The sequence below is a fragment of the Bullifex sp. genome (assembly GCF_034103065.1).
Classification (GTDB): Bacteria; Spirochaetota; Spirochaetia; order Sphaerochaetales; family Sphaerochaetaceae; genus Bullifex.
Genome location: NZ_JAXEGN010000028.1, coordinates 1 through 15,840, shown reverse-complemented (window position 1 = coordinate 15,840; position 15,840 = coordinate 1). Strand labels below are relative to the sequence as shown.

The 15,840-nt window shown below is 33.4% G+C and carries 18 protein-coding genes; 5 read left to right on the top strand and 13 right to left on the bottom strand.

Annotated features, from left to right (window positions below; translation table 11 throughout):
* From SOY52_RS01095 to rsfS, 4 genes are all read left to right on the top strand, one after another.
* On the top strand, nucleotides 1-492 hold a 492-nt coding region (locus SOY52_RS01095; protein WP_320847138.1), incomplete at its 5' end, for a nicotinate-nicotinamide nucleotide adenylyltransferase.
* Nucleotides 461-1,051 (top strand): bis(5'-nucleosyl)-tetraphosphatase (symmetrical) YqeK, encoded by a 591-nt coding sequence (gene yqeK / locus SOY52_RS01090; RefSeq protein ID WP_320847137.1) that lies wholly within the window; start codon nucleotides 461-463, stop codon nucleotides 1,049-1,051. The genes SOY52_RS01095 and yqeK, both read left to right, overlap by 32 nt.
* Nucleotides 1,048-1,590, top strand: a complete 543-nt coding sequence (locus SOY52_RS01085; RefSeq protein ID WP_320847136.1) for a hypothetical protein — start codon at nucleotides 1,048-1,050, stop codon at nucleotides 1,588-1,590. The genes yqeK and SOY52_RS01085 overlap by 4 nt, the downstream gene beginning before the upstream one ends.
* Nucleotides 1,587-1,922, top strand: a complete 336-nt coding sequence (rsfS, locus tag SOY52_RS01080) for a ribosome silencing factor (protein WP_320847135.1) — start codon at nucleotides 1,587-1,589, stop codon at nucleotides 1,920-1,922. The genes SOY52_RS01085 and rsfS overlap by 4 nt, the downstream gene beginning before the upstream one ends.
* Nucleotides 1,923-1,952: 30 nt before the next feature.
* Here the strand turns inward: rsfS and SOY52_RS01075 are convergent, their stop codons facing one another.
* The 4 genes from SOY52_RS01075 to SOY52_RS01060 form a co-directional block, all read right to left on the bottom strand.
* Nucleotides 1,953-2,789, bottom strand: a complete 837-nt coding sequence (locus tag SOY52_RS01075; RefSeq protein WP_320847134.1) for a carbohydrate ABC transporter permease — start codon at nucleotides 2,787-2,789, stop codon at nucleotides 1,953-1,955.
* Nucleotides 2,790-2,800: 11 nt separating this feature from the next.
* Nucleotides 2,801-3,688 carry a carbohydrate ABC transporter permease gene (locus SOY52_RS01070; RefSeq protein ID WP_276989072.1) on the bottom strand — a complete coding sequence of 296 codons (888 nt, stop codon included), beginning with the start codon at nucleotides 3,686-3,688 and terminating at the stop codon, nucleotides 2,801-2,803.
* A 100-nt stretch (nucleotides 3,689-3,788) separates the two neighbouring features.
* Complete coding sequence (locus SOY52_RS01065) at nucleotides 3,789-5,042, bottom strand: ABC transporter substrate-binding protein (RefSeq protein WP_320847133.1); 1,254 nt, start codon at nucleotides 5,040-5,042, stop codon at nucleotides 3,789-3,791.
* A gap of 94 nt (nucleotides 5,043-5,136) precedes the next feature.
* Nucleotides 5,137-5,793 carry a GntR family transcriptional regulator gene (locus tag SOY52_RS01060; protein WP_320847132.1) on the bottom strand — a complete coding sequence of 219 codons (657 nt, stop codon included), beginning with the start codon at nucleotides 5,791-5,793 and terminating at the stop codon, nucleotides 5,137-5,139.
* A 76-nt stretch (nucleotides 5,794-5,869) separates the two neighbouring features.
* On the opposite strand from SOY52_RS01060, the gene SOY52_RS01055 reads away from it, so the two are divergent.
* On the top strand, nucleotides 5,870-7,051 hold the full coding sequence (locus SOY52_RS01055; protein WP_320847131.1) for an AGE family epimerase/isomerase: 1,182 nt from the start codon (nucleotides 5,870-5,872) through the stop codon (nucleotides 7,049-7,051).
* Between the two features lie 28 nt (nucleotides 7,052-7,079).
* Here SOY52_RS01055 and SOY52_RS01050 read toward each other — a convergent pair whose 3' ends face one another.
* From SOY52_RS01050 to SOY52_RS01010, 9 genes are all read right to left on the bottom strand, one after another.
* The gene (locus SOY52_RS01050) at nucleotides 7,080-7,532 is read right to left on the bottom strand and encodes a YhcH/YjgK/YiaL family protein (RefSeq protein WP_320847130.1); all 453 of its coding nucleotides are present in this window, start codon (nucleotides 7,530-7,532) and stop codon (nucleotides 7,080-7,082) included.
* Nucleotides 7,533-7,536: 4 nt separating this feature from the next.
* On the bottom strand, nucleotides 7,537-8,445 hold the full coding sequence (locus SOY52_RS01045) for a dihydrodipicolinate synthase family protein (protein ID WP_320847129.1): 909 nt from the start codon (nucleotides 8,443-8,445) through the stop codon (nucleotides 7,537-7,539).
* Nucleotides 8,446-8,544: 99 nt separating this feature from the next.
* A complete protein-coding gene (locus SOY52_RS01040; RefSeq protein ID WP_320847128.1) occupies nucleotides 8,545-9,897 on the bottom strand; it encodes an MATE family efflux transporter in 1,353 nt (450 codons plus the stop codon).
* A 45-nt stretch (nucleotides 9,898-9,942) separates the two neighbouring features.
* A complete protein-coding gene (locus SOY52_RS01035; RefSeq protein WP_320847127.1) occupies nucleotides 9,943-11,127 on the bottom strand; it encodes a cation:proton antiporter in 1,185 nt (394 codons plus the stop codon).
* A gap of 3 nt (nucleotides 11,128-11,130) precedes the next feature.
* A complete protein-coding gene (locus SOY52_RS01030) occupies nucleotides 11,131-12,498 on the bottom strand; it encodes an MATE family efflux transporter (protein WP_320847126.1) in 1,368 nt (455 codons plus the stop codon).
* Between the two features lie 87 nt (nucleotides 12,499-12,585).
* Complete coding sequence (locus SOY52_RS01025; RefSeq protein WP_320847125.1) at nucleotides 12,586-13,374, bottom strand: ABC transporter ATP-binding protein; 789 nt, start codon at nucleotides 13,372-13,374, stop codon at nucleotides 12,586-12,588.
* A complete protein-coding gene (locus tag SOY52_RS01020; RefSeq protein ID WP_320847124.1) occupies nucleotides 13,374-14,297 on the bottom strand; it encodes an ABC transporter permease subunit in 924 nt (307 codons plus the stop codon). The genes SOY52_RS01025 and SOY52_RS01020 overlap by 1 nt, the downstream gene beginning before the upstream one ends.
* 104 nt (nucleotides 14,298-14,401) lie before the next feature.
* Nucleotides 14,402-15,379, bottom strand: coding sequence for an ABC transporter substrate-binding protein (locus tag SOY52_RS01015; RefSeq protein ID WP_320847123.1), 978 nt, complete (start codon nucleotides 15,377-15,379; stop codon nucleotides 14,402-14,404).
* A 209-nt stretch (nucleotides 15,380-15,588) separates the two neighbouring features.
* Nucleotides 15,589-15,840, bottom strand: a 252-nt coding sequence (locus SOY52_RS01010) for a hypothetical protein (protein WP_320847122.1), incomplete at its 5' end; no start/stop codon positions are given.

Genomic DNA, 15,840 nt, shown 5'->3' with positions numbered 1-15,840 from the left:
TATGAGAGAGTAATTGTTATTCCTGCTCGAATTTCAAACTTTAAGCAAGAAAGTAATCCAACACCTGCTGTAGACCGATATAATATGGTAAAAATAGCACTTAATGAGTACTCATCTAAGCAGCCAACACGATTGGAATTAATTGTAAGTGATATTGAAATTAAGCGTGGTGGTGTTAGTTACACCTATGACACCGTAGTTGAGGTGTTAGAAACTTTTAATGTAACTGGTAGACTTGGCTTAATAATGGGTGATGATTTACTTCCTGATCTAGATAAGTGGTATAGAATTGATGAGCTTAAGGAGCTTGTTGATTTTGTTTGCTTTTCACGTGACAAAATTATTGCACCTGAAAGAGAAGGTTATCATATTACACAAATTAATTCTCCTATCTATAATGCATCATCAACAGAGGTAAGAAATGGAGACTTTTCATCTTTAACTCAAGGAGTAAAATCATATGTCGAGTCTCATGGACTATACAAAGCTTGAAAAACTAGTAAAAAAACATTTAAAGTCATCACGCTTTGAACACTCAAAGGGTGTTGCTGAGGTATGTTCAGCATTAAGTGAACGCTTTTTATGTGATAAGGATGCAGGACTATATACAGGTATTTTCCATGATTGGTGTCGCTATGATAAAGATGATGAAATATTAAATATTTGTAAAAAAGCTAATATGGATTTATCTGAAGAAGAGTTAAATAAACCAATGCTACTTCATGGAGCTGCTGCTGCTACCTTAATGCCAACAATCGTTGGTCCTGTTCCTGAAAGCTATACAAAGGCAATAAGACACCATACTCTTGGAAGTATCGATATGGGGATTCTTGGTGCTTGCTTATATATTGCTGATTACACAGAACCAAATAGAAAACACATAACAAATGATGATAGAAAAGAAATTTTCTCTTTATCTTCTCTTGAAGAAATGGTAATGAATATATTAAAGAGAGAAGAGAGATACTATAAAGAAAAAGATATGACTTTTGCAAAAAGAACTTTGGAGCTCTTTTACTTTGTTGAGCATGGAGGCTTATTCAAAGATTGAAAAAGTATTTATTAATATCATCATTGCTCATTTTATTAATAAGTTGTCAAAGCAAGAATAGTGCTTACTACCTTGAGTCTGAAAGCACATCTTTTGCTTATATCGTTAATTCACGCCATGCAGTAAAAATTGATATTGATAATGAAACTCTTTCATACCTAGAAAGTGAAAGTGGAAAAAGTGGTAAAGAATTATTTGAAGAAGTATTTACAATTCCTTGTGAAAGCTATGCATTCATAAGTGATGATTTATTTAATTTTCGCCAAGAGTTATTTAATTCTTTAAAGGATGTTACTTCTTCTTCCGATACTTTACATGCATTTTCATCCTTTCGTGGGGACTTGAGAAAAACAGATTTTATAGCTACAATCAACAACATCTCTTCTGATTTCGATGATGCTAAGCTTTCTAAAAATATTAAGAAAAAAACAACCGTAACAGAGTATCATTTAAAGAATGTGATATCCACAGCACATTCATATAGTGATAATAGAGAGTTTATTTCTAGATGGGTTGAGAATATAATGGGGAACATATGAGAGAAATTATAGAAAATAAAGCAAAAACTATTGTTAGCTTCTTAGAGGAACATAACTGTAAAGATGTAGTAATCGTTCCTTTAGAGGAAGGTGCTTTCACAGACTGCTTTGTTATTGGAACAGTAACAAGTGTTGGTCACTTAAAGGGTGTTGTTCACCAACTTTGGAGCGTTCTTAATGAAAACGGTTTATCTGTAAATAACCGTCATAAGACTCCTGGTGAAGATGGATGGGAACTCATCGACTGTGGTGATATTGTAATTCACCTAATGTCAGCAGAATTAAGAGAGTTCTATTCATTAGAAAAACTTTGGAAAGCAAGTGAAAGATAAAGAATTGGCCGTCAAATGACGGCCATTGTTTTAACCTTTAACTGCTCCAAGAGCAATACCATTAGTAAAGTATTTCTGGAACATAATAAATATTGTTACAATTGGTACAGCACCTAAGGTAGCACCAGCCATTATTAACCCATAGTCTGTACTTAACTCAGCTTGCAACGTTGCAATACCAAGAGAAATAGAGAGATTATTTCTACTTGTTAGCATAACAAGTTGTAAGAAGTAGTCATTCCATGTATTGATGAATGTAAAGATAGCAAGTGCACCAAATGCAGGCTTTAACATAGGACAAACTATTTGTGTAAATGTTTTGACTTCTCCAGAACCATCTATTTTAGCGGCTTCTAATAGCTCTGTTGGAATTCCTTCTGAAAATTGTTTCATCAAGAATGTTCCAAAAGGCCATCCAACAGTACCTAAAATTACTGCCCACAGTGTATTATAAAGCGACAATGCATTCATCATTCTAACGAGTGGTACTAAGATAACTTGTTTTGGGAGAGCCATAGCCATTACAAGAATTGAGAAAATAATTTTTCTACCAGTAAATGCTTTTTTTGCAAGGACATATCCTGCCATAGAGGATGCCCCCAAAACAAGAATCATGGACATTATTGACATAAATACAGAGTTAAAGAACCAAGTCCAAGCTGGCTGTTTAAAGAGTTTTTGCCAATGCATCATTGTCCAAGTCTTAGGAAACCACTCAGGTGGAATTTTATTTGGTTGAGTTTTAAAAGAACCTGTAATAATCCAATAAAATGGGAATAAGAAAAGTAATGCGATAATAATTAATACAATAAGTGTAAAGTAGTTATAGCACTTTGCTTTAACTTGATTTTTTTCAATTTGATTCACGCCATACCTCCTTATTCAGTTTTCATAGATTTAAATTGCAGTGCAGAGAATGCTGCTATTACAATAGCTAAAATAACACCCATTGCATTTGCATAACCATAGTTGTAGTAAGTAAATGCCTGTTCATATAGATAATACATTACTGTAGAAGTTGAATATGAAGGACCTCCACTTGTAAGGAGCTGGATCAATGCGAAGCACTGGAAGCTATTAATTGTTGTAATTACAACAATATATAGGGTAGTTGGCATTATTGAAGGCCACTTTACTTGCCAGAAGGTTCTAAGTTTAGATGCTCCATCTACTTCAGCAGCTTCTGTAATTGACTTATCAACATTACCAAGAGCAGCTATATAAAGAACAATTGGTTGACCAATACTTGTTGTAAATAGAATTGTTAAAATACACCAAATAGCAGTGCTCTTTTCACCTAACCAGTCAAAACGCATGTTTTGTGGCATCAAGTTTAAAGCCTTAAGAATATAATTTAAAATTCCATAATATGAATTAAAAATCCACTTCCATACAACAACTACAGGTACTGTACCCATTACAACAGGGAGGTAGAAAACACCTCTAAAAAAAGATGTTGTTCCCATGCTTTTCTCATTTAGTGCAGATGCTACCCAAAGTGAAAAAATTGTAACTAAAGGTACTGATACAATTACTATTACAATGGTATTGCGCATACTTCTCCAGAAAACCTTATCTGTAAAAAGCTGTAGATAGTTTTTCCCGAAGTTAAAATCAAAGACACCCATTCGGTAGTTAAAGAAGCTTGTGAAAATTCCTATAACCATTGGTGCTAATACAAAGCAGACAAAGAATACTGCCATTGGTAATAGAAATAAATAGCTAACTCTATCAATTTGACGTTGTATGGCATGACTAACACCCATAGTTTGCATCTTTTGCTTAGCCATTTTTTACCTCCTTTTTTGATTTTGGTAAAAAAAACTTCCTGCCACAATTTTGACAGGAAGCTTAGATGAGTTACTATTATTTGTTAGCTTCTGTATCGAAGTCAGCAACTGCCTTAGCAACTGTCTTGTCACCAGTTGAAACATACTGGAGCATGTTCCACCATTGAGTTCTCATTTGAGCGAACTTAGGACGAGTATTGTAGTAAGGACCATAGTATTTTGTCCATGAAGCGAGAAGTGCATATTCAGCATCGTTACCATAAAGGTTGCCAAATGAAGCGCGGGCAGGGAATGCTGCAGAAGCTTTAACTGCATAAGGACCCCAAGTTGGATCGTCACAAACAAACTTTATAAATCTGATAGCTGCATCAGCTTTAGCTTGATCTTTGTTATCAAATACGCAGAAACCATTTGCGAGGTATTCAAGTTCAGGAACTCCATCCTCTGATGGGAATGGTACTGAGAACTGTGTATAAGAATCACTCTTATAGTTCTTAGCATTTGATGTTCCCCAACAAAGTGTTGAAGCAATCATTTCCTGCTGATAAAGCTGGAGTTCGTCAGCTGCTGCAATACCACGACCAAAATCGATAGCACCATTTTTGTAAAGACCTACTAAAAGTTCAAGAGCCTTTTTGTTACCATCAGTATTAGCAGTCCATTTACCATCTTTATAAATAGTTGATGAATAAAGGTTGTTAACTAATGCTCTAGTACCTTGGTCACCACCTTGGCCACCACAATATACGTTACATCCAATGTAACCAGCTTTACCTAAAGCTTCCATTGCCTTTGCCCAGTTTTCTGTAGTCCAAAGTCTATCACCTTCTGTATTAACATACTGCCAAGCACCTGCTTTTTCCCACATCTCTTTATTAATGCTCATCCAGAATGGAGCTGATGAGAGAGGATACATGTAGTAGTGATTACCATCTGTACAAGCATTAGCAAGACCACCGATATCTGCTAAATATTCCTTTGTAAAAAGGCTATCAAGATTAACGAGTCTACCATTTGCTCCGTATTCAATAATTCTACCTGGAGCATCAAAGAGTACATCTGGTGCTGCACCACCTTCAATAGCAGCTGTAAGCTTCTGAGGGCCTGATGTAAAGTCGATTGTTTCAAGGTTTACTTTTACATCTGGATTTGCTGCTTCAAATGCCTCGATTAAAGCCTTCTCTGTTGCACCATTATCTGCAAAGGTTGGGAATGCCCACCATGTGATAACTGTCTTTCCGTCACTTGAAGCTGCTTCTTTAGATCCCTGTGCAAAAAGCATTGAGAAAGAAACTAGCATTACTAATGCAAGCAGTAAAATCTTTTTCATAAAATCTCTCCTTTTGTTGATTTTCCTTTTTTTGTTTTACCTACTTGTATACTAGTTTGGTTTTTCTACTCCTGTCAACAAATATTTTTTTTATTTATTTTTTACTTCTTGTTTGTGATTCATTAATTAATCTTTCTCTCTTTTTCCAAAGATGATTAATCATAAAGGCTGATCCTTTTTCTGCATCACCATACTTGAGATAAGTATAAATGAGCGCATGCTCTTCGATAGTAGAAAGAATTTCCTCTTTGTTCATGTTCTTGTAAATCAATGCTGTAGCACTATTTAGATGAAGTGTTTCATACATAGAAATTAACATAGAATTGTTTGATAAACTAACTATTTCCTGGTGAAAAGAAAAGTGTGATTTACCATACTTTGTAAAGTCTGGTTTATCTAATGTTAAACTATCTTCCATTTCTACAAGATAAGTGTTCAGTTTAGTTGTGTCAGCTTTATTTTCTGCAGCTAGACGAAAAGCTAGAGCCTCTAAATAAGCTCTTATTTCTGTTATTTCGATATTTTCTTCATCTGAAAAGGTTTTTACATATGTACCAGAGTGAGCAATTATTTGAACAAGAGAAACCTGTTCTAAGCTTTTAAAAGCTTCTCTTACAGGAGTTCTTGAACAATTAAATTCTTGTGATATAAAGTTTTCTGATAATTTATATCCAGCAGGATATTCTCCAGAAACGATTCTATGAGTTAATGTATCTATAATAGTTTCTATTAGTGGATTATTTTTTTTCATTTTTTTTTACCAATAAAAATTTTAGTATAGAAAAAACATGAATACAAGTTATAATTCCATTAAAAGGAGAGTATTTATGGATTTTAGTGAGGTTAAAAATAAGTACATTTATGAACTTACAAAAAAAGTACTTCCATTTTGGCTTAAATATGGAATGGATAGTGTAAATGGTGGTATTTATACCTGTCTTGATCGAGATGGAAAGTTATTAGATACAGATAAATCTGTATGGTTTCAAGGTAGAGCACTTTGGACATTTTGTGCGGCCTATGAAAAGATAGAGAGGAGGAAAGAGTATCTCGATGCAGCAACAAGTTTGGTAAAGTTTATTGATTCTCACTGTTTTGATAGTGATGGTAGAATGTTCTTTAAAGTCACAGCAGATGGAAGACCTGTAGTAAAACGACTAAGATATTTCTTTAGTGAAACATTTGCAATTATTGGTTATGCTTGTTATTCACGTATTACAGGGGACTTAACTTATCGAGATAAAGCTTTTAAATTATTGGAGTTTGTAGAATACCTTAGAACAACGAAAGGAATCTTAATTCCAAAAGTAAATCCTGAGACAGAGCCATCAATTGCATTTGGGGGACCGATGATTTTGTTAAATGTTTTATCTGAGTTAAGAGAGTCTTTTCCTGAAAAAGAAGAGTGGTGTAACTCTTATATAGCAAAGCTTTTAAATGAAGTTGAAACTTATTTTGTGAGAGATGATTTAAAATGTGTTCTAGAGATTGTTGCTCCAGATGGTAGATTTTTAAAAGAGCACTATGATGGAAGGATTATTAATCCTGGTCATGCTATTGAAGGTGCTTGGTTTATCATGAATGAAGGCTTAATCAAAAAGGATGATCATTTAATTAAGCTTGGTCTAAAGATGCTTGATTGGCATTGGGAAAAGGGTTGGGATAAAGAGGCAGGTGGAGGAATAATTCAATATAGAGATGCATTAGACCTTCCATTAAGCGAATATCACCAAGATATGAAGTTCTGGTGGCCACAATGTGAGGCAACTATTGCAACCTTAATGGCATATGGTATTACAAAAGATGAGAAATACTTATCATGGTTTAACGAAGTAAATAAATACATTGATGAACGTTTTGTTGATGATGAATATGGCGAGTGGTATGGCTACTTCCATCGTGATGGAACATTAGCTACTAGAATTAAAGGTAATTTCTATAAAGGGCCATTCCATATTCCAAGAATGTATATGAAGTGTATAGAGTTAATTGATTATTTTAATCTTTAAAGAATTGGGGGCATTTGCCCCCATTACTTTAATACTTGATTTTAAAAACTATTTTTCTATTTTCCTTTCTATATCCACTATCAAGACCTGGTTTGTGTAATTCTCCAGGGAAAAAGATTGCAACATTACCAGTATCTAAGCATAGTAAAGCAGATTCTTTTTCTACATATTGAAAAGAAATATCTTTAATAGAAGGATCTATTGTATTTAAATCTGCTTCATTATTTGACCAAAGACAAAGCTCAGATCCAGAAAGCATAACTTGGACATCAATATATTTCTTATGAAATTCATACATCTTATCGTTATTCTCTGATGCGGTGTATAAATTCATCATATAAAATACTCTATCTCCCAATAATTCATATCTTCCATCCTTAAGAGATAATAGCTTATTTTGTTTAAGCTCATTACAAACTAAATCAAGAAGTGGAATTTGAGGTATATAGTTTGATAATTGGTCAATTGTTGTAAAAATCATGAAGTTATACCCATTTGCTAATTGCTTTATCAATTAAATCAATAGCTTCTACTATGACACTTTCATCCTCAGGATAAATTGGAGCAAGAGGAAGACGAACAGAACCTAAGTCTAACCCTTCACGGCGCTTTATAATTTCTTTCATTACTGCATAAAGGTTACCTTTTGCTGAACACATCTTATAGATAATTCTATCAATGTCTGTTTGAATATCACGAGCTTTTTCATTTTCACCACTTTGAACAAATAAATCAGCTTTAATGAAAAGCTCACTCATTACAGCATAAGTACCACCAATACCACCATCTGCACCAATTAATCGCCCTGATACGAATTGTTCATCTGGGCCATTAAATACTGTAAAATCATTTCCTCCATACATCTTAAACATCTGAATGTCTTGGACTGGCATAGATGAGTTCTTAACACCCTGAACCATTGGGTTTTTAAGCATCTCATTAAACAGAGTCATTGTTAAACTTACACCTGCTAGTTGAGGTATATTATAAATAATAAATGGTGTATTAGGTGCGGCAGATGAAATATCATTCCAATATTTAGCAATAGCATGTTCTGGAAGTTTGAAATATATAGGAGGAATAGAAGCGATAGCATCAACACCTAAACTTTCTGCATGCTTTGCAAGTTCCATACTATCCTTAGTATTGTTACAAGCAACATGTGCAATAACATACACTTTATCTTTTGCTTCTTTCATTACATTTTCAAGTACGATTTTTCTTTCTTCGACACTTTGATAGATACATTCACCAGAAGAGCCTCCGACATATAGTCCATGAACTCCTTTTTTTATTAAATGATTTGTGAACTTTCTAACCATATCTGGATTGATTTCACCATTTTTGTCGTAACATGCATAAAAAGCTGGTGCAATTCCGTGAAATTTACTCATAGTGTTCTCCTTTTGTTTACATGAGTTAATAAATCTTGCATACAAGTTTTTTTAAATTATAATTCATCTTTTGAATTTGTAAATTTATTTCTTTTTTTATTAAATTACTTTTTTTGTCATCCATTTGCCCTTCAGCCAACGTGATGAGAACATTATGCTTCTAAAACACCAGTCAATTACCATTGCCATATTTGCTCCAAGAAGGCCAAGACCTAAGTATCTACCTAGTATGTAGGATAATACAACTCTAAATGTCCACATGCTAATCATTGAAATAGTCATTGTATATCTTGCATCCCCAGCTGCACGCAAAAAGTTTGGAAGGGTAAATGAAATAGGCCAAATAAAGAGTGTACAAATAAGAAGGAAGTGGTTGTTAATAATACTTAGTCTCATTGCTTCATCTGATAGATTATATAGAGATGATAAAAATGGAGTTGTTACATAGAAGAATGAACAAGTTAAGATGAACATACCAAATACAAGTAGAAGTAGTTTTTTAGCATAGTACTTAGCAGCATCATATCTTTTGGCTCCAACACACTGTCCAATTACTGTAATTGAAGCCATACCAATTACAGCACCAGGGAGATTGGCAAAGCCTGCAATATTATTTACGACTGCATTTGCCGCAATTGAAGCAGTACCAAATGAGGCAATTAATGACTGAACTAATACTTTTCCAATGTGGAACATACTATTTTCAATTCCACTAGGAAGACCTATTCGTAATATTCTTTTTATCATGGAAGGAATTAGTTCAAACTTAAAAAGTCCATCAACGTGGATTAAAAGAGTCTTTTTTGAAATAATAATAAGCATAATAGTTGCTCCAACTACTCTTGAAAGTAGAGAAGCAATACCTGCTCCTGCTGTTCCAAGTTTGAAAACATAGATAAATAATGCGTTTCCACCAATATTTATTATGTTCATTACAATTGAAACTGCCATTGTAATCTTACTTTTACCCATACTTCTGCATAGTGCATTTGCACTATTAGTGAGAGCCAAGAATGGGTATGAAATCAAAATAAAAATAAAATATCTTACCGCATGATCCATTACTTGATCTTCAATGTGACCAAATATCAAGCTTAATAGACCTCGATTGAAAACTAAGCCAAATATAGTAATTAAAAGAGAAAATAATGCAGTAATATATATTAATTGTTTAGCAGCTTTCGATGCTGCTTCACTATCTTTTCTTCCAAGGTATTGACTTGCAACTACTGCTCCACCTGTTGCAAATGCGGCAAAAAGCTGGATAAATAGATTAGAGAGTGAGTCTACAAGAGAAATACCACTTACTGCACTTTCACCAACATTTGCAACCATGATGGTGTCAGCCATTCCAATTGTAAGCGTTAGTATTTGTTCTATCAAAAGAGGGACAATTAAAGCCTTTAAAAAACCTTTATTAAATAAGGTGGATGTATCAATCCTAGTTTTCATGGCCCCTACTTTAATAACATTGAAATAAAGTTTCAACTAGTGAAATCAATTATCTTTACTTAATAACTTTTTATATGAAATATCCATTAAGAAGGCGCCTAACGGAGCAGTAATAATAATTGATAATACTGCTACAGAGAGTATTAAAGAACCACATGAAAGTCCCATAGCAAGTGGAACTCCACCAATAGCTGCTTGTACAGTTGCTTTTGGAAGATATGAAAATACTACAAATGCTCTTTCTTTTTTATTTAAAGGTGTTTTTATTAATGCAATTAAAACCCCAATTGTTCTAACTAATAGACCAAGGAATAAAAGTACAATTGCAAATAGCCCTGCATTTAGAGTATATCTGATATCAACTGCAGCACCAATAAGGGTAAAAAGAATTACTTCAGCTCCTGCCCATAGTCTAGTATGGTCTTTTGCTAATTCTTTCGTTACACCTTCATCACTTTTAAGTTTTATTATGCAAGATGAAGCAACTACTGCAAGAAGACCAGATATGGAGAAATATGGCTTTATTAACTCTTCAATAGTAATCAATGTAAACGATACTGCTAGGACAACTATAGTTCTTACTTCTGAGCGCATTTTAAAACGCTTAAATAATGATGTGACTAAAAGTCCTACTATAGCTCCTAAGGCTATTCCTGAAATAATTGATACTGGTATTGATAAAAATGAAGTTAAATTAATTTCTCCACTTTGGTTTGCAGATAGAAATGATGAAAAAAGTACTATTACAAAAATATCGTCAAGCGATGCTCCAGCTAGAATCATCTCCGGAATACTTTTGTTTTTTCCATAACCTTTTTCAATTAACTCTGTCATCTTTGGAATTACAACAGCAGGAGAAACAGCTCCTAACACCGCTCCAAGTAATGCTGCTTCTGTTCTTGTGATATCAAAAAAGAGAGGTGCAAATATAGTAATACCTATTACTTCAAAGGTTGCTGGTAAAAACGATAAGAGTAGGGCAGGTCTAGATGCTTTTTTTAGGGAATCAAGGTTAAGTGTTAAGCCCGCTTTAATTAATATGATAATTAAAGCAATCTTTCTTAGCTCTGCCGATATACTTAGAATTTCAGGAGAAAGTAAATTTAATACATATGGTCCAATAATGATTCCAACAAAAATCATACCAATAATTCTTGGAAGCTTTATTCTCCTCATCAGTTCGCCTGCAAGAAGTGATAATATAAAAATTAAAGCAAGTGAGCTAATCATAAATTACTCCTCTTTAATAGCTTTTTTATTTTGCCATTTAGTTCCACAAAAACGAAGTGTGTATAATAACCCTCTAAAGATCCAGTCTGCATACATTGCATACCAAACCCCATCAACACCAAAATTAAATACTCTTAGAAGAATGAAAACAAGAGCAACTCTAAATATCCACATACTTAGAATTGATACAATCATGGTGTACTTAACATCACCTGTTGCATTTAATGCATTAGGGATAGTAAATGCAAACGGAATAATAAGAGTACATGCTATTAAGCAAAGTCTACAAATAGGAATTGCTTCTAAACTTGATGCATAGTTTAACCCATATATGGATACTACTTGAGGTGTAAAAATAAACATTGGAAGAACAAAAATAGTTGTGGTAATTATTGAGCATACTACACACCACTTAGTCCAATATCTCTCTTCATCCTTTCTTTCAGCCCCGGCAGCTTGCCCAACTAATGTAATAACAGCTAACACAAAGGCATTTTGTGGAATATTACAATAACTATTAAAGTTACAAACTATGGCATGTATTGCAAGTGATGAAGTTCCTAATGTAGCTATTTGTGATTGAACAATAAGCTTTCCAACTTGGAACAGTGCTCCATCAAAAGCAGATGGAATTGCAATTCTTGTTATATTTTTTACGTGTTTAATATTTATTTTTGTTCTAGTAATTCCACTTAATGAGCATTCTTCAGTTTTTCTCATTAAAATAAAGAGCATAACTAATGAACCAATTATTCTTGAAAGAAGGGAAGCAATTCCTGCACCTAAAGAACCTAGATTAACTATATGTATTAATATGTAGTTTCCTGAGATGTTAATTACATTCATTAATAGAGAAACAAAGAATATCCTCTTTGTTTTATTAACACTTCTAGAAATAGCAGTTGTTGCATCAAAAAGTGCTAAAAATGGATAGGATAGGGCAATAGGAATGTAATACTTAGTTGCATCTATGTAGACACTTTCTTCAATCGTACCAAATACTAAGTGTAGAACTATATCCTTAAGCGCTATTGTAATAGCTGTCATTATTAATGATAGAATAATACTTACGATAGTTAAATTCTTTGCCGCACTTTTTGCATTTTCTAAATCTCTTCTTCCAATGTACTGGCTTACAATTACAGCTCCTCCTGTCGAGAAGGAAGAAAAGACTACGATAAATAGCCAAGAAATTAAATCAACAGATGAAACAGCTGAAACAGCGCTTTCAGAGTATGATGAAACCATTATGGTATCGGCCATACCAATTGCAATTGTTAATAGCTGTTCAAGAGCTAGTGGAAATAGTAGTGCAAATAACTCTTTAGCTGAAAAGAGATGTTTTTTTTCAGCAGATGAGCAAGATTTCATTTATTAACCCTTATTAGCAATAATTATAGTTCCTATGTGTATACTCCTTATTTAATCAAGTTGCAATACACATAGAAAAAGCGATAATTAATGAGTTAATAAGCCTTCGTCAGAGGTAAAATCCTTATTACTAGCACTTCTAAATCTTTCAATTAATAGTGGAATTGTAAGGTTTTTCTTTTCATCTCCACTTACATCCATGATAATGTGACCTTCATCCATCATAATTAAGCGATTTCCAAACTCAATTGCAAATTGCATGTTATGGGTAACCATCATAGCAGTAAGTTTATCTTTTTCAATATACTCCTTAGTTAATTCCATTACTATGCGCGCATTTTCAGGATCTAAGGCTGCTGTGTGCTCATCTAATAAAAGTAATCTTGGTTTACTTAAACATGCCATAATTAGAGTTAAAGCCTGTCTTTGACCACCTGATAAAAGACCAACATTATCCTCTAAACGGTTACTTAAGTGAATTGGCTTTAATAACTCTTCAAATAGTGCTTTTTTCTTATTGTTATATGAGAATTTAAGACCTTTCATACCTTTTGTTAAGGAAAGAGAAAGATTATCCTTAATGGACATATTTCCACTAGTTCCTTTAGTTGGATCTTGGAAAATTCTACCCATATAAAAGGCTCTTTTATACTCTTTTTCCTTAGTAATATCTTTATTATCAAGAAGGATATTACCGTTAGTAACTGGAAAAGTACCTGCTATCATATTAAATAGTGTTGATTTACCACTACCATTAGAACCAATAACAGAAATTACATCACCTTCATTAATAGTTAAATTAATATCTTCAAGAGCAACCTTTTCATTTACTGTTCCTGGGAAGAAGACTTTAGTTACATGTTTAATATCTAACATTAGTTACTCTCCTTGATTTTTGAAAGAGCTTTCTTTTTAGCACTTTCTTCACTAGCTTTTACTCTTGTTGATGCAATGATTAATGAGACAATTACAAGTAAGCCAGTTAATAGCTTAAAGTCATTAGGTGTAATTCCAATAAGATAGCCATACTTTCTTCCAAAGTACATTAAACCTTTATATATAATTGAACCAATTACAACACGCAGTGTAATTAAGCTTATTTTATTTGTATTAAATACAAATTCGCCAAGCATAATTGCTGCAAGACCTTGTACAACCATACCTGTACCAAGGGAAGCATCGGCAAAGCCTTGGTATTGAGCAAGAAGGGCTCCTGAGAGTGCAATTAATCCATTTGAAAGTCCTAGACCAATGTATTTTAAAACAGAAGGAGACATTCCAAGGCTAATTACTACTTGTTCATTTCCTCCCATTGCACCAAGAGAGATACCTAAATCAGAGTGGAAGAATAAATCTAATATTACTTTAATAATCACTATTACTATTATTGTTCCAATTAGTGATGCAACCTCAGGTGGAAATGCTTTAAAGAGCTTTGGGAAAGCTTTATAGAGTGTATTTACCTTTACAAGTGGTAAATTTGCTTTGTTTCCAAGTATTCTTAAATTGATTGAATAAAGCATAGTCATAGTTAAGATACCTGCAAGGAGGCCTGGTATTCTTAAATGGTTATGAATTGCTGCAGTACAAAGTCCGCAAAGAACACCTGCAAAGAAAGCAAGTAACATAGCAACAGGAATAGGTATTCCATTCACTATTGCTACAGCAGCAACAGCTGCACCTGTTGCAATAGAGCCATCACAAGTTAAATCAGCTAAATCTAGTAGTCTAAAGCTTATTAATATTCCTAGTGCCATGACACTGAAAATTAAGCCTTCAATGAATATTCCTTCGATCATGATAAATCCTTTTTATAACCAGCCTTTTTTATCATCAATTTACACATTTGTGTCAACACAAAAGAAACGGGGATTAGCCCCGTTTCCATAACTGACTAACTAAATTATTTAGTATTCTTTCCGTCTTTTATTACATATGCTGCATTTTTAATCATATCATCACTAATTGCGATACCAAGTTTTTCTGCAACATCTAAGTTGATGTATAGTTCGAGACTTGCTTCATCAAGTAGAGTCATTCCAATGTCAGTTGGCTTTTCACCCTTAATAACTCTTTCAATTAACTGACCAGTGAGGAGACCACTCTTGTAGTAGTCAAAACCACCTGCAAGAAGAACATCTGTATCAAAGGAAGATGTTGTATCAGCTGAGAAGAGAGGTTTTTTAGCTTGTGCACATACATCTGAGAGAGCAGTAATAGCACTTACTACTGTGTTATCAGTTGCAACATAAACTGCATCAACTCTATCAATAATAGACTGAGCAGCAACTCTTACTTCTGCAGAAGTAGAAACAGCAACAGTTACAAGTTTAATACCTTTTGCATCACAAGCACTCTGCATAGCTTCCATTAAGGTAATACCATTTGCTTCAGATGAAGTGTAAACCATACCAACACTCTTAGCTCCTGTTAGTTTTGTGATTAACTCTAAATGAGTATTTACAGGTACCATATCTGATACACCACATACTAAGTCATTATCTGTTAAGCCAGCACTAACAGGGTCTGTAACTGAAGAATAAACCTGTAAAGTATTTGGAAGTGCATTAAAGATTGCTTGAGCAGTAGGAGTAGCAATACCAACAGCTACATCAACTTTCTCTTCCTTAAAGAGTGCTGCGATAGATGCACATGTTGAAATATCTCCATTTGCATTTTCTTCTCTAATTTCATAATTTAAATCTGTTGTTGCAAGGTAGTCTGAAATTCCTTGTGCAATTGCATCAAGAGCAGGATGAGTTAATAATTTTGATACACCGATTTTATATTTTTTAACTCCGTTATCTTCTTTTGCTCCTGAAGCAAATACTGTTGAAAGTGCTAAAATTGTTATAAGTGCGATTGTGAGTAGTTTTTTCATTTTGTTTGTCCTCCGATGCATGTTACTATATGAAGAAACAAAACTTTTGTAAAGATACTATTTATAGAAACATTATTTTTTTTTACTTTTTATTTCCTAAATTTAATAAATAGAATTATTCAACATTAAAAACAATAAATGAAACAACAAGATTATTAAGCCCCACTATAAAAGTGAGGCCCAAGAAGGATACTTCATAACTTCATTCGTTATTTCTTAAGATTCTTTACTGCAGCAAGATATTCTTCTACTGTAAGATTTAATTCTCTAGCAGCTTGATCAATAGTTAACATATGAGAATTAACCATTTTATTAGCAAATTTTAATGCTCCATAATCTGCACCATTATTAAAGCTTTCTTCTTTCATCTGTTTTACTGCTGGCCACATTTCTATCTTGCCTCCTTCATTAAATTTTATCTTTTCTCCTAAATCTAATAACACATCCATTAATTTAAATGT